The sequence below is a fragment of the Saccharopolyspora aridisoli genome, assembly GCF_004348445.1.
GTDB classification, from domain to species: domain Bacteria; phylum Actinomycetota; class Actinomycetes; order Mycobacteriales; family Pseudonocardiaceae; genus Saccharopolyspora; species Saccharopolyspora aridisoli.
Genome location: NZ_SMKV01000009.1, coordinates 1 through 20,635 on the forward strand (window position 1 = coordinate 1; position 20,635 = coordinate 20,635).

The window sequence follows — 20,635 nt, forward strand, 5'->3', positions numbered from 1 at the left end:
GCCCCCGGTCAACACCCCCCACCACACTCGAGAACCGACCCGGCGGACCATGATCCAGTTCCGTCAGGCCCGGTCAGCCCAGCCCCGAGCCGCCCTGCTCCCGGGAGGAGCCTCCGAGGGGAAGCCCCACGAAGACGACGTCCTCCGCACGACCGTCGAGATCGGCCACTGCCGGAAGACGTCCCCACTCCCGGAAACCGTGAGACCGGAAGAGGCGGAGGCTCCGCTCGTTCGAGGCGAAGATCGTGGTCGCGATGGTCCGAAAGCCCAGTGCGGACGCCCGCGCGACGGCCTGGCTCAGCAGGTACGCGCCCTGGCCGCTGCCCCGATGCTCGGGATGCAGGTACAGCGCCAGATCGGCGGTGACGTCGTAGCCCCGGCGCCCGTTGAGGAACGGCTCCAACGACACGTAACCGGTCACGACCTCCGGCCTCCCGGACTCGTGGCCGACCCAGATCGGATGGCGCTGCGGATCGGACTCCGCGAACCACGCCTCCCGGGAGGCGACCGTGACCGGTTCCAGATCGCAGGTCGCCGAGCGCTCCGGGATCACCGAGTTGTAGATGTCCACGATCGCGGGCAAGTCCTCGCGCGTGGCGAGCCGGTGCTGGTAGGTCACGACGTCGCCCACCCTTCGAGTTCAGCGGAAGCGCACGCACCCGGACAGCCCGGCTGCGCGGCCCCTAGGATGCTTCGTGCGACTTCGGTCCGGATTGCCGCCACCACGAGCCGCGAAGATCATCCGGACCTTGTAACCTTGGGCACGCGGGCCGTTAGCTCAACTGGCAGAGCAGCGGACTTTTAATCCGCGGGTTCAGGGTTCGATCCCCTGGCGGCCCACCAAAAACCCCAGGTCATAGGCCTGGGGTTCTTTGTTGCCGAGGCCCGGTTGCCAATCAATTGCCAACTTTCCCCGGCCCCTCGATGGGTACCACGAAGGCCAGGGCTTCGGCACTGGCTCGGGACTGCTGCCCCCGGCCGAAGTACACGTCTTGGGTCATCGACACCCGCGAGTGGCCCAGCAGGTCGGCCACCTGGCGAGCGGTCAGGCCAGCTTCGTCCAGCAGGGTCGCGACCGTCTTGCGCAGCGTGTGGAAGGTCACCCACTCGTAGCCAGCGCGGCTCCGGAACGGCGCCCACGTCCGGTTGTAGACGTTCGACGCGTTGAGGTACCCACCCTTCGTGTTGACGAAGATCGGATTACCAGGATCAACCTCACCCAGTTGCTCGGCACGTTCCCGGAGCATGTTCACCGCCCAATCGGGGAGCGCGATGTCTCGCGCCGATCCGTCCGTCTTCCCATCGTTGCGCAGCGCACCCTTGCCGCGTGCACGGATCAGGTTGCCGCTCATCCGCAGCTTCTTGGACTCCGGATCGAAGTCCTCCCAGTGAGCACCCAGAGCCTCACCCGCTCGTTCGCCCGTCGCGATGAAGAAGCGCACGAGGTCAGGCAGGTCCTGCTTCTTCGCCTTCTCATCCTGGTCAAGGATCTTGAGCAGGTCGCTCAGTTCGTCCTTGGTCAAAGCCCGCGGCTTCTTCCGCTTAATCTTGGCTCTCCGCTCGGACAGGGCAGCGATGCCCTTCGTTGGGTTGGTCTCGACAGCCCCAGCCTGAATCGCAAAGATCATGACGTTGCTGATCACCGCTTTGACGAGCTTCGCCAGAGTCAGGCTGTTGCCCTTGAGCTTCGACTGACAGAGCTTGTTGACCACCGGTGTCTTCACCTCGTACAGGCGCAGCTCACCGAGACTCGGCTTGACGTGGTTCTCGTAGACGTTCTCGTACGTGTCCAACGAAGTCAGCGAGTATGTGCCGTTCTCGGCGTCCTTCCTGAACTGGTCGAACCAGGCATTAGCAGCATCCGCGAACAGCGATGTGGCCGTGAGGTCGATACCGTCAGACACCGGCACCAGGTCTTTGATCGCATCCCGGACAGCCTGCCGAGCCAGCTCCTTGGTCCGGCCGCGGCGACGCACGTCGGCATAAGTCCCGTCCTCACGCCGGTACCAGGCCCTTGCCGACCAGGACTTCCCGACCTGCTTGACCGAGACCTCCCCCATCGTTCCCAGCGGGAGCGGCAAACGACCCGCCACCTCAAATCACCCCCGCAGCTTGGGACTCGAACCAGTCCTCGACGTCCTCGGGCTTGAACCTGACGTACTTTCCGATCTTGCGCCCAGTCGGGCCGTATCCACGGCTGCGCCACTGGTAGAGCGTGCCGACCGGCACACCCAGGTAGCTGGCAACGTCGTCGATTCCCCACAGGTTGCGCATGGTCAGTCCTTCCTTTCGATGCTTTGGCGGTGTTTGCGTGCCTCGCGTTGCCGTTCGGCGATCGCCGCGGCGAGTTCGCGTTCTTCAGGGGTGCGGTGACCGACACTGACCAGCGACCAGTCGTTGATGACGGTGATCGAGTCGTCGGTGACCCCGAGCTCGTCGAGTACTTCCTCGTGCCGGTACTGGCGGCGGTCGTCGCGGATCTGCCGGAACGGCACGGAGTAGTACTGCGACTTGGTGAGGAAGTGGCCTCGGAAGGCGAGCATGTGCGCCCAGTGCCGGGGTTTGAGTGCGTCCAGCGGGTCCGGCTTGTCGCCCTGCTCGGGGTGGAGCCGGTGCCACAGCACGGTGCGGGTGACTTCGCCGCCGTTGTTGCAGGTCGTGCAGTACTGGGCGTGCTCACAGCCGCAGCCCTCAGGGGCGTGGAAGCCCTCGGAGTGGCAGTCCGGGCACGGGACCGGGGCAACGAGGTCCCAGGCGGTCTGGATGATCCGCCGGTGGTGCTCGGTGACGCGGAGGCGGTCGATGTCGGCTTGGGTGCGGATGCGCCGGTCGACGGCTTCGCTCTTGCCGGTGCCCTTGGTGGCGTATTTGGCCACATAGGACGCAAGGCGATCGTCAGTGATCACGCCCTGGTCGTCTTCGACCTGTCCGGCGTCGGCGGGCCGGATGGGGCGGATGTCGATCTGCTTTCCGAACGCCAGCTCCCACGTGCGGCCGTCAACCTTGGGCGAGGTGAGCATTGTGTTGGCGTGGGCGAGGCGGATGGCGTCGGTGAGCACATCGGAGGTGGCCCACCTCGGGGTCGCATCGCCCGCACCATTAGGCCCGTCCAGGCGCAGGACGGCGTGGAAGTGGATCACGCCGCGTCGCTGGAACTCGGCGACCTTGGCGAACGACAGGCGAGCGTGTTCGGCGAACAGGCGCTGCGGGAGCCCGGCGGCTTGGGCGAGGTAGCGCTTGAGGTAGGTGGTGAAGCGGTGCCACAGGTCCCCGGCGTGGGCCTGCCACAAGACGTGGCCGGTGTAGTCGTAGCCCTCGGGGTCGAGGGGCTGTCCGATGCGGGGGTCGTCGGGGTGGTGGTACTCGCCGCAGCGGCACGGGATGGCCTTGCCGTGCGGTGCCCGGCGGTTGTGGACCGGCCCGAACGACGGGGCGGTCAGCGTCAGGAACAGGCGGGGCTTGTCCGCGACCGAGGCCGGAATGCCCTTGGTGTCGCCGGTGAGTCCGGCTTTGAGGAGGTGGAAGGCGTCGGCGGCGTAGCGATCCGAGCAGGCCACGCACACCGATTCACGGCGGTTACCGCACGGGACGGACACGTGTCCGGAACGGGAACCGAGAACCTGTCCGCTGGCGGTGTCCTGGATGGCCCACTGTCCGGACAGGCGGATCGGGTGAGTGCAGCCGCCGGTCATAGCGGCCTCGGTGCGCCACTGCTGAAAACCTGCGGCGCGGGCGCGGCGTTGGAAGCCGTCAGCGACCAGCGCACGGTAATCGTCGGCGGTCATGAACGTAGTCGGTGACATCTCCACCTCCTGACAAGGTGAGAGGCGGGACACCACCTGACCGATCTGCCCGGTGGTGTCCCGCCGAGCGATCGGTGCTTTTCAGTTGTGCGGCAACGGCTTACGCGAGGGCGTGTCCGTTGGTGGTGCTGTAGCTGGCCGCGATCTGTTCCGCCTTGTCGGCTGGGACCTTGATTACGGCGTGAACGTCATCAGCGGTGAACTCCCGGCCTTTATCCCGGGCACGGGTATAAGCGGCCTGAACGGCCTTGACCATCGGGGGCGGAAGTTTCGGGCCCCTGCTGACGGCCTTCGGAATCTCGGTGGTCGGCGTGGCCGTCACGGGCGGTGCCGGTGGCGCGGGTGGGGTGGCCAGACTCGGTTCGGGAGCCGCTGCGGGTGCCGATGCCGTTTCCGGTGCCGCGGTCTCCGCTGGGGTGGCTTGCCCGATGAGCTGGTGGACAGGCACGGCGGTGATCTGGGCGCGGAACGCGGCGGTGGTGCCGGTGCGGTCGACCAGCCAGCGCAGGACCAGCAGGACCGGGCGGAGCCGGAACTTGGTGCGGCCGGTGCGGGCTTCGTAGTCGGCCCGCATTTCCAGCAGGACGATGTCGAAGACCGCGACCGCCGCGACCGGCAGCCCTGCGGCCACGAGGCGGGTTTCGAGGGTGGGTTGGTGGATCCAGTTGATCCACGAGCTCACCGCGGTGAATCCCCACATCAGCAGCCGTGCCCGGAGGGCGGAGCGGCCGTGGATGGAGGCCCGGTAGGTCATCAGGGTGCAGGCGAACGCGGCCCCGTCGAAGGTGGCCGGCACGAGCCACGCGGTCCAGTAGCTGAAGCCGGTCATGGAGGTCATGCCGTATTCGTGCAGTCCGACGAAGCTCGCAGCCCAGCCCATCACCGCAGCCAGCGCCACCAAACCGAGCGCGACACCCGAGAGCCACGCATGCGCTTTGCTCTGGGGCGTGTCCTGGTCCATCGCAATCACCCCTTACTCGGTGCTGGGGGTGAATAGGGCGTACAGGCCCCGCACGATCAGGATCACGCCGATGCCTCCGGCGATGGCGTAGGCGGGGCTGATCAGCAGCCACACCAGCGCGAGGATCGCGGAGATGAAGGCCAGTAACACCAGGACGGTCTTGATGGCCTTGCCGGTCAGTTCCACGTGGACAACGGGCTTCATGACTTCGTTCCTTCCTCATCGGTGAACAGTGCGTACTGATTCGGGTCTCGGGTGGTTCCGGCGTGCAGTGAGGTGAGGTCGTTGAGGACCTCCCAGAACGCGGCGAGGCTGACCACGCGAAGCGGTTCTGGTCTCGCGGCGCTGCCGGGCCAGGTGATGGCCACCTCGAAACCCTCCGCGTGCGGGCGGGCGATGACGATCGGGCGCTGATCACCCGGTGTTGGGTCGAAAAGCTGTGTGCGGTGCACGGTTTCCTTCCTTGGGTCAGGCGGCCTCTTCGTCTTCGTCGCGGTTGAACGGGACGACGTTGGGGGTGTCTTCGGTGGGTGCCGGGCAGGTGCGCACGAGTTCCTCGATGTCGTCGTCGGTGACGTTTCCGGCGCGCACTCGGATTGGCTTGCGGGTGTACTGGTCGACGCGGAAGCCGATCCCGGCGTGGTCTTCGTCGGCGGGGATCTCGTCGGTGAGGGCGCCCTTGACGCGCATGCCGTCGCCGAGGGTCATGTCGGCGTGGTTTTCGGCGGTGGTGCGCAGGCAGATCCGGCGGGTGAACAGGTCGCGGACCGGGAGGATGTCCTTGGTCGGTTCCTGCAAGTACGCGCAGACCGCGAAGCCGGAGGCGCGTCCTTGGGTCATGATCTCGGCCAGCAGCTTCACAGCGGCACGGGTGACGCTGGAGCTGCCGAGGGCGGTCATCATGGCCAGCTCGTCGATCATCAGCACCCGCATTGGCGTCTCGGTGCTGACGCGGACCTTGCGCAACTTCTCGTCCTTGAGGAAGCGCTGCGTGGTCTTCATGTCGTTGCGGAAGGCCTCGATGACCTGCAGGGCCTTGTCCGGGTCGTCGGCGTACTTGTTGAACAGCGGTCGGGCGTTGCCCGCTTCCATGCCGCCCTTGAGGTCGCACATGTCGACCCGCACCAGGCCGTCGCGGATCGCCGGGCCCATCGCTCGAAGCGGGTTCCACATCAGCGTGCTCTTGCCCGCTCCAGCAGCGCCGACACCGAGGAGGTGGTTGCCGAGGATGGGCTCGGTCCAGTCGTTGCCGTACTCGTCCTCGCCGAAGTACAGCGCGGACAGATCGACGTCGGAGGAGTCCGCGGGAATCTCGGCGGGGTCGATGAACTGCTCGAACGGGTTGCCCCGCACGACGGTCAAGGCGATGAGGCCGGGTTTGACCTTCACGATGCCCAGGGCGTCGGCTCGCAGTGCCATCGAGAGCTCGTCGGCGGCGTCCTGGAACTTCTTCAGCGACTGGCCCCGCAGGACCTTCACATACAGCGTGTCGATCGACGGGGAAGCTGAGCGGACGCGGACCAGGCGGGGGACCTCGATGTGGCCGGTGCGGCGGTTCTCCCGGCCGAACTCGCAATCGATCATTAGCCCACGCCAGCGGCGGCCGACGTAGCGCAGCCATCTGCGGCGGAACGAGCGCAGCACGGGGGCGCCGAAGCGGTCGAAGGTCTCGGGGTGTCCGCGATACCACGACAGCCCAGCCGCCCCTACTCCGGCCAGGGCGGTTCCGGTGGTGACCGGTCCGAGCTCGACCACGCTGGCGGCCAGTGCGGCGGGTGTGCCGGTCATGCCGGGGTGGCGGGCCATCCAGGCAGCCGCGCGAAACTCGATGCCCTTGCGTCGGTTCACCAAAGCCATTGCGGATCCACTCCTTTAAGAGCAAAAAAGGGGCTCGACCACCAGCGCGAAGCCAGTAGCCGAGCCCCTCGGGGGACATGCGTATTCGGGTTACTTCGAATTGTTGATCTGGGCGTCTTCGAGGTCGACCTTGTAGTTCGCGACCGTCCGCGCCAGCTCGTCGTGGTCCTTCTTGAACCCCGCCGTGCGCACCTGCAAGCCCTTCATGGCCTCGCGAAGCTTGCTCATGGCCTTGTCGATGTCCTCGATCACTGCGGTGACCTGATAGCTGTTGTTGCTCATGCTCAGACCCTCCAACCCTTCGAGACGAGTTCCTTTTCCCACTTGACCGTCGCCGCGTGGAACGACGTCAACTGCACGGCCGCCTTCGCGTGCGCGCCGTCGACCTCATCGCGACCGGGAACCCGCCAGTCAGTCTCGCCGGGCTCTTGGATCTTCTTGTGGAGCTTCTTGGCCTCATCCAGCGCCGTGCGAACCAAAGCAACAGCGGCCATCAGGTCGCGGTACTTGTTCATGGCGTGGCGATTCGCAGCCTGAACCTGCACGATCTATCACACTCCCTTTCATAGGTTGGAAACTGCATGCGGCCCGGTTCTTTTCCCGGGTCGAATGGTGGTGCACGTGCTGAATTCACTTGACCGTCCATGAATGCGGGCAGTCCTGGCACTGCGCGGTGCCGTTGGGGCTGACGAAGTAGAACCAGTGCGCACACGCACTCACGCCACCCGCCCCCTTTCCGTCTCGACGGTGTTCCAGGGATTTGCCAGTGCCTCCCATCGGTAGGAGGCCTGCTTCGACCTGCGCGGCACCAGCACCGACCGGGCGGAGCCTTGGTATCGGCCGTAGCGCACGTGGTGCGTGCTGCCGATCTCCAACCAGCGAGCCTCGATCAGCTGGTGCACGGCCACGTCGACGTGGTCGGGGACCTTCTCCACCTCGTCATTGCTCAGGCGCTTGTAGACGTCCTCCCGGATGCCCACCAGCACAAACCCGATGCGCGAGGCGGATCGAAGGACCTTCTCGATCAGATCCATGTCATTGATCGGCGGCCGGGACTCTTCCCGCTTCGGAAGCGGGGCCACGGGGTTTCCGAACAGGTCCGTTTCACCGTCCATACCCGCTCACCCCTTGTCGGAGCCCAGGCAGCCGGAGCCGTGGAAATCAAACCCACCCATGACCCTCACCTCCGTTCGCCTCGTGGCTGCAGAATTGGTCGCCGGAGTGCCGGTACCGCATCGAGTCGATGTGGCACGCCGGGCAGTAGCACAAAGACACACAAACCACTTCCTTCTTCAATGGTTGATCACTTCGTGGCACATGACGTGCACATCACCTGCGAACCCCACACGGGCATTCCGCAACCATTCGCACACGACGCGGTGCTGCTCTCTCGATAAGGCGACATCGAAGTCACCTCCTTTCTCGCTATCCCTTCGCGAGAGTCCATAAAGACCCCGGGAAACTGCTCTTCCCGGGGCCAATAAGGCCTCTCCGGCGCACGATTTCGCGCCAAAAAAGGCATGGCTCGGCCCACTATGTAATTCTCAAGGAACAACAGCCCAAATTAGGCTTAGTGAAAAGTCAGATTGGAATGGTCAGAATGTAGATCCGGTCAGGCGGCGGCCGGGATCTGGGCGTTGGCCGGGGCGAGGCCGCCTGCCTTGAACGACAAGCCCGAGCCGTTGTCGTTCTCCCAGTGGCTGACCGTCGCGTCGATCAGCTGGACGTAGACGCCCTCCTCGAAGCCCTCACCGGGGTCGGCGGTCAAGGTCACCTTGATCTCCTCGCCCTTGCCCGCGAACTCGCCCGGCTGAACTCGACGCTTCGCGAACAGCGACACCACGAACTGTTGCACGCCCTCGCGGTCCTTCACGAACTCCTGCACGCCGTCCTTCTCTCGGGTCTTCTCCTGCGGTGCCTCGGTGATCATCAGCTTGTAGCCCTGCATGTTGACCGGGATGTTCCTAAGCATCTCTGCCTCCAGCTAGATCTTCTCGGCTGTGTTTACCCCTCTAAACACCTGCGGCGCGATCTGTTGTTGAGGGGGTCTAAACAACAAGGTAGGGCGTTGGCCCTCGGCTGTCAAGGGGTCTAAACTCCGGGTGTGACCACCAAGGACGAGTTCGAAGCCGTGCGGAGGGAGACTGACCCCATCCGCCGAGGTCAGCGCGCCACAGATCTCATCACGATCTATCAGCAGCGTGCTACGGAGCTCGCCCGGCTGCGCAAGGCAGCGATCGAAGAGGCCCACCGTGAGCTGGGGATGAGCTACACGGAGATTGCAGCGGGTCTCGGCATCACCAAGGGCCGTGTCACACAGATCAAGCAGTCGGCTGCGGCTGCTCAGCGCGCCTTCTTCGGTGTGGGGCCAGTGAGCATCGGTATTCCGTACCGGTACCAGGTCACCGACCGCGAACGCCCGCTCATTGCCGCCGAGGACGCGGAGACGGGGGAGCAGCTGGAATCGCTGCTGGCCGCACTGTCATTCACGGTCGATCGATACCAGATCGGTCCGGAAACCGAAGCCGCGCCGGAAGGCGACGGTGTCGTGGTCTGCGGCCCGAAGTCCGCCCCAATCGGTGCCGAACTCCTTGATGAAGACCCCGTCGCGACGCTTATCAAGGACGGCGGTCGGTGGTGGTTCGAACACCGCGATTCAGGGGAGCGGTTCGGCTCGCCTGCAGATGACGAGACGCCGCAGCACGCAGACCTCGGGTACTTCGCGCGTCATCGTTATGACGGTCGGGTCGTCGTGCACATCGCCGGCATCCACGCTATCGGGTCGCTTGGAGTCGCTCACTACCTCACGGGCAACCTCGCCGACCTCTACCGCCGGGTCGGCGACGTGTCCTTCAGCGGAGCTGTGCGCGCAGCCTACGACGGCCTCACCATCACCAAGAGCGAACTCGTAGGAGGCCCTTATGCCTGGTGAGGTCGCATCTGTAGCGACCGCCCAACTTCCTGGTTCCGAGAACAGCGACGACAAGATCTTCGTGACCAGGAATGCCGTCCTCGTCCTAGACGGAGCATCTGCGTTCATACCGGTTCCGGTCTCGGCGAGCAGGTATGCGGCGACCCTGGGCAGCCGCCTCAGCCGTTCCCTGGAGGAAGCCCCCGAGGCAGACCTCTCCAATCATCTGGCGGTCGCGATCGAAGAGGCGGCAGCGGAACTGAACCTGAGTGCTGGGGAATCTCCATCAAGCACGGTGGCCATCGTTCGTCAGCGCGGTGATCTGGTCGACACGCTCGTGCTCGGTGACAGCGCGATCGTGCTTCCGAGCGGAATTGTCACCGATGGGCGGATCGACGCCCTGAACCTGGAGGAGCGGAGCCGGTACCAAGAGCGATTGGCCCAAGGGACTGGCTACGACGAAGATCACACGCAGCTGTTGCGTGAACTCCAGGATCAACAGGCGAAGCATCGAAACCAGTCCGGGGGATACTGGATCGCCGAAGCCGACCCCGCCGCAGCAGCGCACGCTCTCACTGCGACTCACCCGGTCCAGTCGACGCCCTGGGCGATTCTCCTGACCGACGGTGCTCTAAACACGGCGCGTCATACTGGCCTCGACAACTGGCCGGACCTAGCGGCAGCCGGTCAGTCCGCGCTGCTGGCATTGCTTGATCGCCTGCACGAATGGGAAGAGACCGATGATCCGGACGGGAAGCTCTTTCCGCGCTCTAAGCGGCATGACGACAAGGCCATCGCTACTGTCCGCTTCAGGTAAGCCCCCGGCCAGTACGCCCCACGACCGCATGCTGGCACTGAACCCCGACGCAGTCGTCGACCGGATCGAGGACCCGACCCCAGATCTTGATTTTGATGCACTGCGTGTGATCCGTCAGGTGATCTGCGACATCGGTCTGCCACCTGATTTGCGTCACTCGGCCTAGGAAATTGAGGGGGTAGCGGTCCGTGGCCGTTGGCCTTTGGTGCTCCGGACCGGTTAATCTTTGGTGCGGCCAATGCCCGGCTGCCTGGCCCGCCTCTGAATGTGACCGGTTCGGGCCCGGGGGATCGCGCGTGCGAGGCGAGGGTGGCGAGGTCGCTGGTGGTGAACCGCGACGGAGGCGACTTTACCCGCTGCCCACCGACCGACAGGTGAATTCACTCGCAACCGAGCTGAAAACCGCACGACTTGCCCACAACGGGCAGGGCCGAGCCAGAACTGCCGGCCGCGGACCACAGGTTGCCCGAGGGCGGCATCACCCGGTCCAGCTCGATCGCATCCCCGGGGCTGACGCTGCGGCACTGAGGGCTCGACCATCGACTCCGGCACGGATTCACGCTCGGCGCACACTCAACGACCCTCCACAGCGGTGGTCGCCTTGCCCCCTTCCGTTGACACCGGAGTTTGCGATGTCGGCAGGGTGCCCTCTCGTGGCTCCTTAACGACCTTGGCTACGAGCGTGAGGCTTCCGATTTTGGCGTTGCATGCTCTTTTTCGAGCCGTGTGAGCGCCCTGCGGACAGCGGTACAGCCGCGTTTGTCCACAAGTGCATGGAATGCGGAGAGCGCGGCGCTATCCTCGTGTCCGGCGAGCTTTAGAAGAGCGCGCAGCTCGAACAGGCAAGCAGCCTCGCTAGCTATCACGGTCTCAACCTTCCTTGAAACGATGCTTTTCGCGCTGTAATTATGTTCTTCGGATCGGCAGAACGCGGGTCCGTGCCGCGGCTTGCGGGAGGTACCTGGTTGCTTCGCCACGTTGCGCCTCGGCGGGTTTTGCGGCAGGCAGAACGCGGGTCCGTGCCGCGGCTTGCGGGAGGTACCTGGTTGCTTCGCCACGTTGCGCCTCGGCGGGTTTTGCGGCAGGCAGGGCGCCTTGAGATCGAAGCGATCGCGGAACCCGTTGGTGAGGGATGCGCAGCCTGTTTGTGTCTGGATCCGCGAAGCGGCGGGCGGGGGCGTCGGGGTCCTCGGTAGGCCACTGGGATACGGCAGAGGCCGCCGTCGTGATCTGCCCCAAGGGCGCAACAAAGCGCGTCATCTCGTAGTAGCTCATCTCGGGCTTTCTCCACAGTTAGATTGAATTGGGCCTTGGGGCCAGAGCGGTGGTGAATGGCCCTGGCCCCAAGGTCAGCGAGAGTTCCAGCTGAATTCAGGTGGAGGTCGGTCAGAAGTCGAACACCACACCTGTTTCCACGCGCAAGGCACACATGTTGGAATACGTCTCTTCGAACCGGATTTCGGATCCACGCCAGGTGCCTGTAGCGCTGACCATAACGGGGGCGTACTGCAGCGTGCACGCACGGGGTTCTTCTGCCTGCAACGATGTGAAAGATCCACCGACTTGGTCGAGTTGAGCACAGGCTTTCACCGTGTGTTTGTGGTTGCCGCCCGTCGGGTGGCAGCGCAACACGACCATGCGGTTCACGCCCGAACCGTCGCTGGAAACAGAAAGCCTAACGGTACTTGCGACACTGTTCTTCGGTGCGGCCGACGTCTCCGTAGCGACCGCGGCAGGCGCCAGCATCGCACCGATCAGCGCGGCGCCAACAATCAAAGCGCGACGCATCGATTTAGCAAACATTCGTCTTCCTCCAGGGAAGGGAAGAGCCACAACTTTAAGGACAAGGGGTTCAGATGTCGATCAACTGTTGCCGAAGCGTTGCGCAAGCAGTTTTCGTGCCGGGTTACTCATTGTGCAACCTCTGAGTTTGCGCCAGTGGTGACGCAGAGGTAGCGCGCGAGTCCACGCCCACGGCCAATGCGGGCGGGGACGTTCTCTACGAACGCGCGCAACGCTATCTCCCTTAAGGACAAGGGGTTCAGATGTCGATCAACTGTTGCCGAAGCGTTGCGCAAGCAGTTTTCGTGCCGGGTTACTCATTGTGCAACCTCTGAGTTCGCGCCTCGACGCTGACGAATGTCGGACGCTGGCAGTTAGCCTTCCCGCCACTGGTGACCGCTGGTTTCCCCGGCCGACGCTCACCAGGGCCGGGTCGCAGCGCCCCTGAACTCCCCCTCCGGGCGGCGCGCGATACCTTCACCGCAAGCAGTAGATACGCGGCGACTGGGAAGCACCCGCACCTGTGGTGTCGGGGTCCGAGAACAGGTGCGGACGCTTCACGAAACGGGAGGCACCACGCCAAGCGGCTGCCAGGGCCTCGGCCTATGGGCGCTGGGGATGGCGGCGCTGGCGGCGGTGATGGGCTGGGCCGCGAGCTTCCTCGGGGTGCACGAATACGGCATGACCTCCATGACCAAGTGATAACGCTGCTCCACAAACGCTCAACTCCACGAGCATTGGCCCCGGCCCTCTACGCGACGACGACCCATCGCCCGAAATGAACCCCACCGCGGATGCTCGCGACGCATCTCGGTGACCACGACCTCCACGGCCTCGTCGACCTGGTGCGGACACGACACCGCGCGATGCGAGCGATCCGCCAACCCCGCAAACTGACCCGACAAATACCGCGCGTCCATCAATGCACTGTTGACCGATGCACCCCGAGCTGGGCCGCGATCTCAGTAACCTCTGCGCCCGCCAACACGGCCCGAACCGCGTCCAGACGCTGCTCCACCACAGACAAGACGACCAGTGCCAATCCCGGCCTCCCAGCACTGGGGACGCTCCACGGAAACGTCCTGAACGAGGAAGCCGATCATGGCCGTGTCGCACATCAGCTGGCGGACGCCTGTCGCACATCACCCGACGGAGCACATTTTGATGCACTGCGCGTGTGTTCAGAGTTTCTTTTCTTCATCAAGGGCGGCCCCTGCGGGGCCGCCTACCTGCTGTTTCTCTGGCCGGGGCAGCGGGACCCCGGGCATGCGGCCTGGCGGCCGGTCCCGGCGCCCGCGCCCCGGCCAAACGGGAAGGCAGACGGCCCCGCACCGCCAGAACGGGCCCACGCTCAGGCACAAAAAGATGTCCTCGCCGGACGGGCAGGCCAACAGGGTGAGGGGGACAGGCACATCGGCTGCGGTTCGGTCGTGGCTGCTCTGTCCTCACCCCATCGACCTCCACAAGGGCTATCAGCCCGCGTCAAGGGGGCAAGCTTCATGCCGGCATGCCCAGCTGGCCTCGGCGGTTGCCCCCTTGACACGGCCTGATGAGGGCTACGCCAGGTCGACGGGGTGAGGACAGAGGCCCTCCCTTGCAGGTAAGTACGCAGGCCCTCAATCCTTCTTCTCGGGCGCGGGAGGCCAAGGCTTCTTTTCGGGCTCGGGCACAGGCTTTTTCTCTGGCTGCTTGCTGTTGCGATCGTCGCTGCTCATAGCGCCTCCGTAAGTAGTACTCATGACTGTGCGCCCATCCACGTGGGCACGGAGGGGCCTTATGTCCTTCGGCCGACGGGGTGCTCGGCACCTGGCAATCTTTCGCACACAGGTTCTATGCTCTGGAGGTCGAGCTGGAGGATGGGGAAGATCCGGAGGCCCGGCCTGGTGGTCACACAGCTGGCCCCCGCGAAGGCCGTCCAACCACGGCAGGGGACAGCAGAAGTCGCCGATTAATTGCCAAGAATCAGCCGCAGATTACAGCAGATAACACCAGGCAAGGCGAACTTCCCGGTAGCTGTCTACGCAGCTAACCAAAGGTGCTGTCAGACAACGGCAAGCACTGTCCATCATGGATCGGCAATCCGCGGGTTCAGGGTTCGATCCCCTGGCGGCCCACAAGAAACCCCAGGTCACACGGCCTGGGGTTTTACATTTTCCGTGTCTTCACGGGAGCGGGAGCCCTCCACGGCGGTGTGGAGGGTGGCGCCGAGGGAGTGCAGGGCCGAGCCCGGGTCCGGGTCGTCGCCTCGGGCGATCTCGGGGGCGAGGTAGGCCGGGATACCTGACAGGATTCCGGTTCTAGCATCGTCGGCAGCGTGCGAGATCCCGAAAATCGGTGATCTTCGCTGTGCCGTCGTCACCGAGCAGCACGTTGGCTGGTTCGATGTCGCGGTGCACGATGCTGACCTGGTGCTGCAACCGCGACGGGGCGTTGCAGGTGTTCGTCAGTGGCCACCTGCCGTTCACGACGGTGGCTGGCCAGCAGCGTGCCGATCCCGCTCACTCGTCGTCCTTCGTGCTCGACTGCGCCCCGATCCACACCCACTGCGGCTGGTTGCGGGGGCACGAAGGCTGGTGCCGACGCCCGCTTCGAGATGGTGTGTGACCGCCATCCGCGAGCGGGCGTCAGCCCGGCCGATCCTACGTAGCCCGATCAGATTGGTGAAGGTCGTCCTCAATGGCCGATCTGCGGTGCTCGCCCGGTCTCGGTGAGCACTTGCACCGCGGAGACCTCGCGCTGCCCTCGGCAGTGCTCGCGTCTGGGCCGGGGCCAGCAGATGCTCGGCAGCGCCTCGGCTCGGGCGATCACAACGCCCCCTCCACATCGCCTCCGATGCCGCCCAGTCGCGTTTCCCGCATCGCCCCTGCTCGGCTCAGCCGCCCATGGACTCGGCGGTGGTGATGACCTCGGGCGGAACCGGGGAGTCTGATGCCAGCGCCTCGAAGAGGGTCTGGGACTTCTGCTTGTCCCACTTGACCACCGACCCGCCTGCGTCGGTCTCACCGAAACCGCCGAAGGGCACGGTCGTGGTGATCCCGTCCCCGGACGCGATGCCGTTCATGGCGAACGCCAGACCGCCCAGGTGCCACACGTGGTCGTCGCGGTTGACCAGGAACGTGCTGGAGGTGTTGAGGATCAGCGGGAAGAGCCGCAGCGGGTTGAGGAACACCTCCGGGCTGGAGGCCTTCTCGGACAGCGCGCTGAGGAACTCGCGCTGCCGCTCCACGCGGTCGAGGTCACCGCGCGCGGTGGCGCGGGTGCGCACGTAGCCCAGCGCCTGCGGGCCGGTCAGCGTCTGGCAGCCCGGCTGCAGGTCCAGGTTGGCCTTGGGGTCCTGCATCGGCTCCTCCACGCACAGGTCCACACCGCCGACCGCGTCGGTCATGTCGGCGAACCCGCCGAGGCCGACCTCGGCGTAGTGGTCCACGCGCAGCCCAGTGTTGGCCTCGATCGTCTTGACCAGCAACTGCGACCCGCCGTGGGCGAACGCGGAGTTGAGCTTGTCCTTGCCCTGCCCGGGAATCGACACGTAGGAGTCGCGCGGCAGGCTGACCATCGTCGGCTTGCCACCAGCAGCCGGAACGTGCACCAGCATCATCGTGTCGGTGCGGCGGCCCGCGGTGTCGCCGGTACCGAGCTCGGCCTGCCGTTCGGAGTCCAGGCCCTCGCGTGAGTCCGAGCCCACCAGCAACCAGTTCGTCCCCGGCCCATCGGCCGGCCGTTCGCCGTCGGTCCGGATGGCGTCCTCGCGCTTGAGCGAGAAGTCCACGTAGACCAGGAACCCCACCAGGACCAGCAGGAAGACCGCGATGACCGCCAGGATCTTGCGGCCCGGACGGCGACGCGGACGGTGGTTCTGCGGCGGTCCGTAGGGATGCTGTCGCTGTGCGTAGGTCATATCGCCTTCCGAAACAATTGCCGGGCACGTGTCCGCCCCCCGACGGCACGGCGCGAAGCATCGCAGAGCGATACCGACGAAAGTAGGGTGTAGCCCACATGGGTGACCTACGGTCTGAACACAGAGTCATCACGCGGCGGTAACCATCCGCGCAAGATGCAATTTAGTTGCACAAGGCAATTTGATATATCAGCTGCGCACGTCGGCGAAGCGACGCAGATTCAGGTTTGGCGCAAGGTCTCGTGAACCTTCTCTCGCCTCACCCAGATGAGGGCTGGGTTGTTTCAGCCGGGTCAAGACGGACACAATCCGCAGCCATGAACTACGACCCGCGCTACGGTCCGCCGCCTCAGCAGGGCTACCCCCACCCGCAGCAGCCAGGCCCGTACCAGCAGCCGCCGCCGGGCCAGTACCCACAGCAGCCGCCTCACCAGGGCGGGTACTACGGCGAGCCGCCGCACGACCGGCGCCGAGACGACAGCAGCGAGACCATCGCCCACATCGTCCGCGTCGTCGTGGGCGTGGTCATCGCGATCTTCACGCTGCACGTGCTGTTCGTCGTCTTCGACGCCAATCAGGGCAACGGCTTCGTCTCCTTCATCTACGCGATGGCGCAGGTCTTCGTGCTCGGCCTCGGCGACGTCTTCACGCCCGACGACGAACTTCTCGGCGTTGTCCTCAACTACGCCCTCGCCGCCCTCGTCTGGGCCGTCGGCGGCAAGCTCATCATCAAGGCGCTCCGCCGCTGACGCTTGCAAGGCCGGAAGGCCTACGGCAGAAGTGGTATGACGAATTCCGCTCAACTGCTTCTGCTCGCCAGGACCATTCTGGAATTGAAATCTCCGCCTGGGCGGACTGGTGGTCAATTGCTGCACCGCCGGTCCGCCTTCGGTGCTTCGGGACAGCCTGTGAAGCGCCACCGCCTCACCGCACCTTGAGTTGAAGCGCCGGGGACCTCTGTTCGCTGCCCGAACGGGTGGCTGCGCGCCGTGGCGGGAGCCAGGCTGGCGACCATTCGCGCTCGTGTTCTCGCCTCGAGTTGTCGAGCTGGAGGAGGGGCAAGCTCGACGGCGCGGCGCGGGTCGGTTGCTGCACCTCTCTGGCCGACCCGCCCCATACTCCACGTCGGAACGGGCACCAGGTGGCGAACGAGGGTGGCGATGGCTGTGCGCTGTGGGTCGCGCTCATGAGCCTGCGGGCCAACGTCGCTGCGCATTGACGGCCTGGCAAGCCAGCAGAGCCGAGGCCAAACAGGACCCGTGATCAGCCAAGGCCCGGGTGGCGCGAAAACCGACGATCGAGGGCCGAAAGACCCTGTGAGGATTATCGGAGGTTCGGATCCTTGCTAGTAACCGTCGAACCTTCCGAGGCCCCAATGCAGCGCACCATCCCCCTTGGCGACGGCGCATGCCTGGGCATCACCCGGCATCGCAACGGCGCGTGGACCCTCAGCTACACCGCCCCCGGACACGAGGACATCACCGTCACCCTCGCCGATGAAGCCGAGGCACGACAGACCATCACGTTGCTACTGGCCCGGGCCATGCAACCGGAGATCGACCTCGGGGAGTGGAATCAGAACGCGCAGGGTGACACTTCTGGGCGAGACCGGTGACATCTTCTCGGTCGTGAGGCACATCGTCTGTTGCAGACCGAGTCACCACCGGTGGCCAGACGTGGGTGTTCAACACAGCGCGGATCAGCTCGACCCGACCGGCGAAGAAGGGTGCGAAACGGCGGTCACCGAACCTGCTGCCAGGTCGCGAACCTGTGCGGCGCTGCACGACCGAACGGCGAGCGCGCCGAGTCCACCTCGTGGACGAGGTCGCCGCGACCACGCACGGCGAGGCCGTCGTCGTGACGACCACCCCGGGGTTCCAGGCAGACGACGTGGGGTTTCGCTCTGGTCGTGGTCAGGAGATCCACTGCTGCTCTCGGACCGGGGGCCGCATGCCTCGGATGCAGGCCACCATCTCCAGCGTGCGCCGGGTGGGCAGGACCTGCTGGGAGCGGAACATGATGGCTCCCGCGTGGGCCGCGACCGCGGTGGCCGCCAAGGTCCCGGTGAGGAGCTCGTCCTTGTCGGCGGCGTCCAGGTCCAGGCTTTCGCGGACGAAGGTCTTGTTCGACAGCGCCATCAGCACCGGCCATCCCGCGGAGACGATCTCCTCCACGCGTGCCACCAGGTCCAGGTGGTCGACCGTGTTCTTCCCGTAGCCGGTGCCGTCGATGAGGATGCCTTCGCGGGGCACGCCCTTGGATTCGGCGCGTTCGGCCAAGCGCGTGGTCTCCTCGACCACTGTGGAGACGACGTCGTCGTAGTCCGAGCGGACCGGCTCGGCGCGGGGGTCGCGGTTGGCGTCGGTGCACAGGTACCCGGCGCCGTGGTTCGCCGCCACGTCGAGGATCTGCGGGTCAGCCGCGCCCCAGGCGTCGTTGATGATGTCCGCGCCCGCTCGGCAGACCGCGTCAGCCACCTCGTGCCGCCAGGTGTCGACGCTGATCAGCACGTCCGGGTAGTTCTGGTGGGTCCATTCCACCGTCGGGAGCACGCGCCGGATCTCCTCGTCGGAGTCGACCTCCGCACCGGGGCTCGCGGTCACCCCGCCGATGTCGATCACGTCGGCGCCCTCCGAGACGGCGCGCTTCACAGCAGCCTTGGCCGCGTCTTCCTCGAAGGTTAAGCCCCGGTCGTAGAACGAATCCGGCGTCCGGTTGACGATCGCCATCACCAACGCCCGGTCCCGAACGACTCGGCGACCGCGGAACACCAGGTCAACCGCGCTGGAGCCAAGATCTCGCAATGCCCGTTCCTTCCTGAGAGGGCCTCGGAGGCCCGATGCGGGCAAGTCTGCCAGAGCGACCGAGCCGCGAGGAGCGTCAGCTGTTCGAGACCAGGTAGCGGACCAGCAGGGTGTCGTCCTGCGCGAGCACCGAGGCGAGGCTGAGCCTTGCGGGGTCGATGCCGGCGCCCTTGGCGATACGACCCGCCGTCCCGGACACCAGCAGCGGCGAGATCGTCAGGCGCAGCTCGTCGACGGCACCCGCTTCGAGCAGCGAGCCGAAGAGCCTCGGCCCGCCGTCGCAGTGGATCCGCCGGAGGCCGCGCTGCTCCAGAGCCGCTGTCGCCGCGGCGAGGTCGACCTCGGATCCACCGGCCAGCACGACTTCGGCACCGGCCGCTTCCCACTGCTCCCGCAGTTCGCGAGGTGCTGAACCGCTGGTGATCACGATCGTCGGGACCTGGGCATCGGAGATGACCGGCGCGTCCGGCGGAAGGGTTCGGCCGGACGTCACTACCGCGATGCGGGGGATCGGCGCCAAACCGTGGCGCTCGCGGAGTTCGGCCTGGTCCTCGTCGGGTTCGATGCCGCGGAACTCCTCGATGACCGCGGTGTTCGACCCGACCAGGATGACGTCGGCCAAATCGCTCCCCAGCGGGTACACCTCGCGGTCGGCCGCGTTCGTCAGCCCACCGGAGCGTCCGGCGACCTCGACGGCGCCATCCGCGCTCGACACGAAGTTCACCGCCAGCCACTTGGACTCGCCATCGGGGTAGCCGTAGAGGCGTTCGAGCTCCGCGCGATCGACGTTCCCCGCCTCGTCGGGCGGCCACAACCGGTACATCAGTCCAGATACCTCACGACGTTCGAGGGCTCGCGCCCGCCGGCGATGCTCGCGACCATTTCCAAGGTGTGCCGGGTCTGCCGAACTTGGTGCGCGCGGAACATGACCGCCCCGGCCTGCGCAGCGAGCGCGGTCGCGGCGAGCGTGCCGGTCACGCGGTCGTCGAGCTCCACGTCGAGCGTTTCGCCCACGACGTTCTTGTTGCTCATCGCCATCAGCACCGGCCAGCCGGTGTCGATCAGTTCCGGCAGCCGGCGGAGGACCTCCAGCGACTGGTAGGTGTTCTTGCCGAAGTCGATCGCGGGGTCGATCAGCACGCCTTCGCGAGGAACACCGAGCGAAACCGCTTTCTCCGCAAGCCTCGTCGTCTGGTCGATGACGTCCGCGACGACGTCGTCGTAGTGGGGGCGCGTCGGGTCCGTGCGCGGTTCCAGTCCGCCGGTGTGGGAGCAGACGTAGCCGACGCCGTGCTGAGCGGCCACGTCGAGCATCTCCGGGTCGTAGCCCTGCCACGTGTCGTTGAGCAGGTCGGCGCCGGCCTGGCACACGCGGTCGGCGACCTCGTGCCGGTAGGTGTCGATGCTGATGATCAGGTCGGGGTACTCCGCGCGGGCCCACTCCAGAATCGGGAGCACGCGGCGGATCTCCTCCTCGACCGTCACCTCCGGCCCCGGGCTCGCCGGGATGCCGCCGATGTCCAGGACGTCGGCGCCTTCGGCGACCGCGTCGGAGATGGCTGCCCGTGCCCGGCCTTCCTCGAAGGTGGCGCCGTGGTCGTAGAACGAGTCCGGCGTGCGGTTGACGATCGCCATGATCAAGGCGCGATCGCTGACCACCGCTCGACCCCGGAAGACCAACTCAGGCATCCAGCCCCCTAACTGGGAAAACTCGGCGCGTACCGCTCCTCGCCGAGCCTACCGAACCACGACCGATCGACGGTCCGCTCACCCACCGCCTCCCCGTTGGCATCGGGCTGTAC

Annotated in this window: 24 protein-coding genes and 1 tRNA gene; 7 read left to right on the plus strand and 18 right to left on the minus strand. The window is 65.7% G+C overall.

The features are described 5' to 3' along the window. Positions 1 to 73: 73 nt before the first annotated feature. Positions 74 to 631, minus strand: a complete 558-nt coding sequence (locus tag E1161_RS09250; protein WP_207920156.1) for a GNAT family N-acetyltransferase — start codon at positions 629 to 631, stop codon at positions 74 to 76. Positions 632 to 767: 136 nt separating this feature from the next. On the opposite strand from E1161_RS09250, the gene E1161_RS09255 reads away from it, so the two are divergent. Continuing rightward, positions 768 to 843, plus strand: a tRNA-Lys gene (locus E1161_RS09255). 53 nt (positions 844 to 896) lie between these two features. Here E1161_RS09255 and E1161_RS09260 read toward each other — a convergent pair. From E1161_RS09260 to E1161_RS09310, 11 genes are all read right to left on the minus strand, one after another. Further along, positions 897 to 2,093, minus strand: a complete 1,197-nt coding sequence (locus tag E1161_RS09260; protein ID WP_132621653.1) for a tyrosine-type recombinase/integrase — start codon at positions 2,091 to 2,093, stop codon at positions 897 to 899. 1 nt (position 2,094) lies between these two features. After that, positions 2,095 to 2,274, minus strand: a complete 180-nt coding sequence (locus E1161_RS09265) for a helix-turn-helix transcriptional regulator (RefSeq protein WP_132621655.1) — start codon at positions 2,272 to 2,274, stop codon at positions 2,095 to 2,097. 2 nt (positions 2,275 to 2,276) lie between these two features. After that, positions 2,277 to 3,803: a replication initiator gene (locus tag E1161_RS09270; RefSeq protein ID WP_132621657.1), complete on the minus strand. Its 1,527-nt coding sequence runs from the start codon at positions 3,801 to 3,803 to the stop codon at positions 2,277 to 2,279. Positions 3,804 to 3,903: 100 nt separating this feature from the next. Further along, a complete protein-coding gene (locus E1161_RS09275; protein WP_235874898.1) occupies positions 3,904 to 4,764 on the minus strand; it encodes a DUF2637 domain-containing protein in 861 nt (286 codons plus the stop codon). A gap of 12 nt (positions 4,765 to 4,776) precedes the next feature. Then, positions 4,777 to 4,968, minus strand: coding sequence for a hypothetical protein (locus E1161_RS09280; protein ID WP_132621659.1), 192 nt, complete (start codon positions 4,966 to 4,968; stop codon positions 4,777 to 4,779). After that, positions 4,965 to 5,216, minus strand: a complete 252-nt coding sequence (locus E1161_RS09285; RefSeq protein WP_132621661.1) for a hypothetical protein — start codon at positions 5,214 to 5,216, stop codon at positions 4,965 to 4,967. Before E1161_RS09285 ends, E1161_RS09280 begins: the two co-directional genes overlap by 4 nt. A 16-nt stretch (positions 5,217 to 5,232) precedes the next feature. Continuing rightward, positions 5,233 to 6,621, minus strand: a complete 1,389-nt coding sequence (locus tag E1161_RS09290) for an ATP-binding protein (RefSeq protein ID WP_132621663.1) — start codon at positions 6,619 to 6,621, stop codon at positions 5,233 to 5,235. A gap of 90 nt (positions 6,622 to 6,711) precedes the next feature. Continuing rightward, complete coding sequence (locus E1161_RS09295; protein ID WP_132621665.1) at positions 6,712 to 6,903, minus strand: hypothetical protein; 192 nt, start codon at positions 6,901 to 6,903, stop codon at positions 6,712 to 6,714. Positions 6,904 to 6,905: 2 nt separating this feature from the next. Continuing rightward, on the minus strand, positions 6,906 to 7,166 hold the full coding sequence (locus E1161_RS09300; protein ID WP_132621667.1) for a hypothetical protein: 261 nt from the start codon (positions 7,164 to 7,166) through the stop codon (positions 6,906 to 6,908). Between the two features lie 171 nt (positions 7,167 to 7,337). Further along, positions 7,338 to 7,655: a hypothetical protein gene (locus E1161_RS09305; RefSeq protein ID WP_132621669.1), complete on the minus strand. Its 318-nt coding sequence runs from the start codon at positions 7,653 to 7,655 to the stop codon at positions 7,338 to 7,340. Between the two features lie 578 nt (positions 7,656 to 8,233). Beyond that, positions 8,234 to 8,593 carry a hypothetical protein gene (locus E1161_RS09310; RefSeq protein ID WP_132621671.1) on the minus strand — a complete coding sequence of 120 codons (360 nt, stop codon included), beginning with the start codon at positions 8,591 to 8,593 and terminating at the stop codon, positions 8,234 to 8,236. 132 nt (positions 8,594 to 8,725) lie between these two features. Between E1161_RS09310 and E1161_RS09315 the strand changes: the two genes are divergently transcribed. Genes E1161_RS09315 through E1161_RS27075 form a run of 3 tightly spaced genes read left to right on the plus strand, consistent with a single transcriptional unit; the run spans position 8,726 to position 10,515 of the window. After that, the gene (locus E1161_RS09315; protein WP_132621673.1) at positions 8,726 to 9,553 is read left to right on the plus strand and encodes a sigma-70 family RNA polymerase sigma factor; all 828 of its coding nucleotides are present in this window, start codon (positions 8,726 to 8,728) and stop codon (positions 9,551 to 9,553) included. Further along, positions 9,543 to 10,349: a protein phosphatase 2C domain-containing protein gene (locus tag E1161_RS09320; protein ID WP_132621675.1), complete on the plus strand. Its 807-nt coding sequence runs from the start codon at positions 9,543 to 9,545 to the stop codon at positions 10,347 to 10,349. Before E1161_RS09315 ends, E1161_RS09320 begins: the two co-directional genes overlap by 11 nt. A gap of 28 nt (positions 10,350 to 10,377) precedes the next feature. After that, entirely contained in the window at positions 10,378 to 10,515 is a 138-nt protein-coding gene (locus E1161_RS27075; RefSeq protein ID WP_165939732.1) for a hypothetical protein, read from the plus strand. A 1,220-nt stretch (positions 10,516 to 11,735) separates the two neighbouring features. On the opposite strand, the gene E1161_RS09325 is transcribed toward E1161_RS27075, so the two are convergent. Then, positions 11,736 to 12,152, minus strand: a complete 417-nt coding sequence (locus tag E1161_RS09325; RefSeq protein WP_132621677.1) for an SSI family serine proteinase inhibitor — start codon at positions 12,150 to 12,152, stop codon at positions 11,736 to 11,738. 525 nt (positions 12,153 to 12,677) lie between these two features. Between E1161_RS09325 and E1161_RS27080 the strand changes: the two genes are divergently transcribed. Further along, positions 12,678 to 12,833, plus strand: coding sequence for a hypothetical protein (locus E1161_RS27080; protein ID WP_165939733.1), 156 nt, complete (start codon positions 12,678 to 12,680; stop codon positions 12,831 to 12,833). Positions 12,834 to 13,050: 217 nt separating this feature from the next. Here the strand turns inward: E1161_RS27080 and E1161_RS28650 are convergent, their stop codons facing one another. Both E1161_RS28650 and E1161_RS09340 read right to left on the minus strand, forming a co-directional pair. Beyond that, positions 13,051 to 13,152 (minus strand): helix-turn-helix domain-containing protein, encoded by a 102-nt coding sequence (locus E1161_RS28650; RefSeq protein ID WP_408011970.1) that lies wholly within the window; start codon positions 13,150 to 13,152, stop codon positions 13,051 to 13,053. A 1,851-nt stretch (positions 13,153 to 15,003) separates the two neighbouring features. After that, a complete protein-coding gene (locus E1161_RS09340; protein ID WP_132621679.1) occupies positions 15,004 to 16,029 on the minus strand; it encodes an LCP family protein in 1,026 nt (341 codons plus the stop codon). Positions 16,030 to 16,346: 317 nt separating this feature from the next. Here E1161_RS09340 and E1161_RS27980 point away from each other — a divergent pair, with 317 nt between their 5' ends. Both E1161_RS27980 and E1161_RS09350 read left to right on the plus strand, forming a co-directional pair. Next, entirely contained in the window at positions 16,347 to 16,778 is a 432-nt protein-coding gene (locus E1161_RS27980; RefSeq protein ID WP_235874899.1) for a hypothetical protein, read from the plus strand. A 626-nt stretch (positions 16,779 to 17,404) separates the two neighbouring features. Then, on the plus strand, positions 17,405 to 17,644 hold the full coding sequence (locus E1161_RS09350; RefSeq protein ID WP_132621681.1) for a hypothetical protein: 240 nt from the start codon (positions 17,405 to 17,407) through the stop codon (positions 17,642 to 17,644). Between the two features lie 298 nt (positions 17,645 to 17,942). Here the strand turns inward: E1161_RS09350 and folP (E1161_RS09355) are convergent, their stop codons facing one another. The 3 genes from folP (E1161_RS09355) to folP (E1161_RS09365) form a co-directional block, all read right to left on the minus strand. After that, positions 17,943 to 18,758, minus strand: a complete 816-nt coding sequence (gene folP, locus E1161_RS09355; RefSeq protein ID WP_132621959.1) for a dihydropteroate synthase — start codon at positions 18,756 to 18,758, stop codon at positions 17,943 to 17,945. A gap of 151 nt (positions 18,759 to 18,909) precedes the next feature. Further along, complete coding sequence (locus E1161_RS09360; protein WP_132621683.1) at positions 18,910 to 19,656, minus strand: pyrimidine reductase family protein; 747 nt, start codon at positions 19,654 to 19,656, stop codon at positions 18,910 to 18,912. Beyond that, the gene (gene folP, locus E1161_RS09365) at positions 19,656 to 20,522 is read right to left on the minus strand and encodes a dihydropteroate synthase (protein WP_132621685.1); all 867 of its coding nucleotides are present in this window, start codon (positions 20,520 to 20,522) and stop codon (positions 19,656 to 19,658) included. Before folP (E1161_RS09365) ends, E1161_RS09360 begins: the two co-directional genes overlap by 1 nt. Between the last annotated feature and the right edge of the window lie 113 nt (positions 20,523 to 20,635).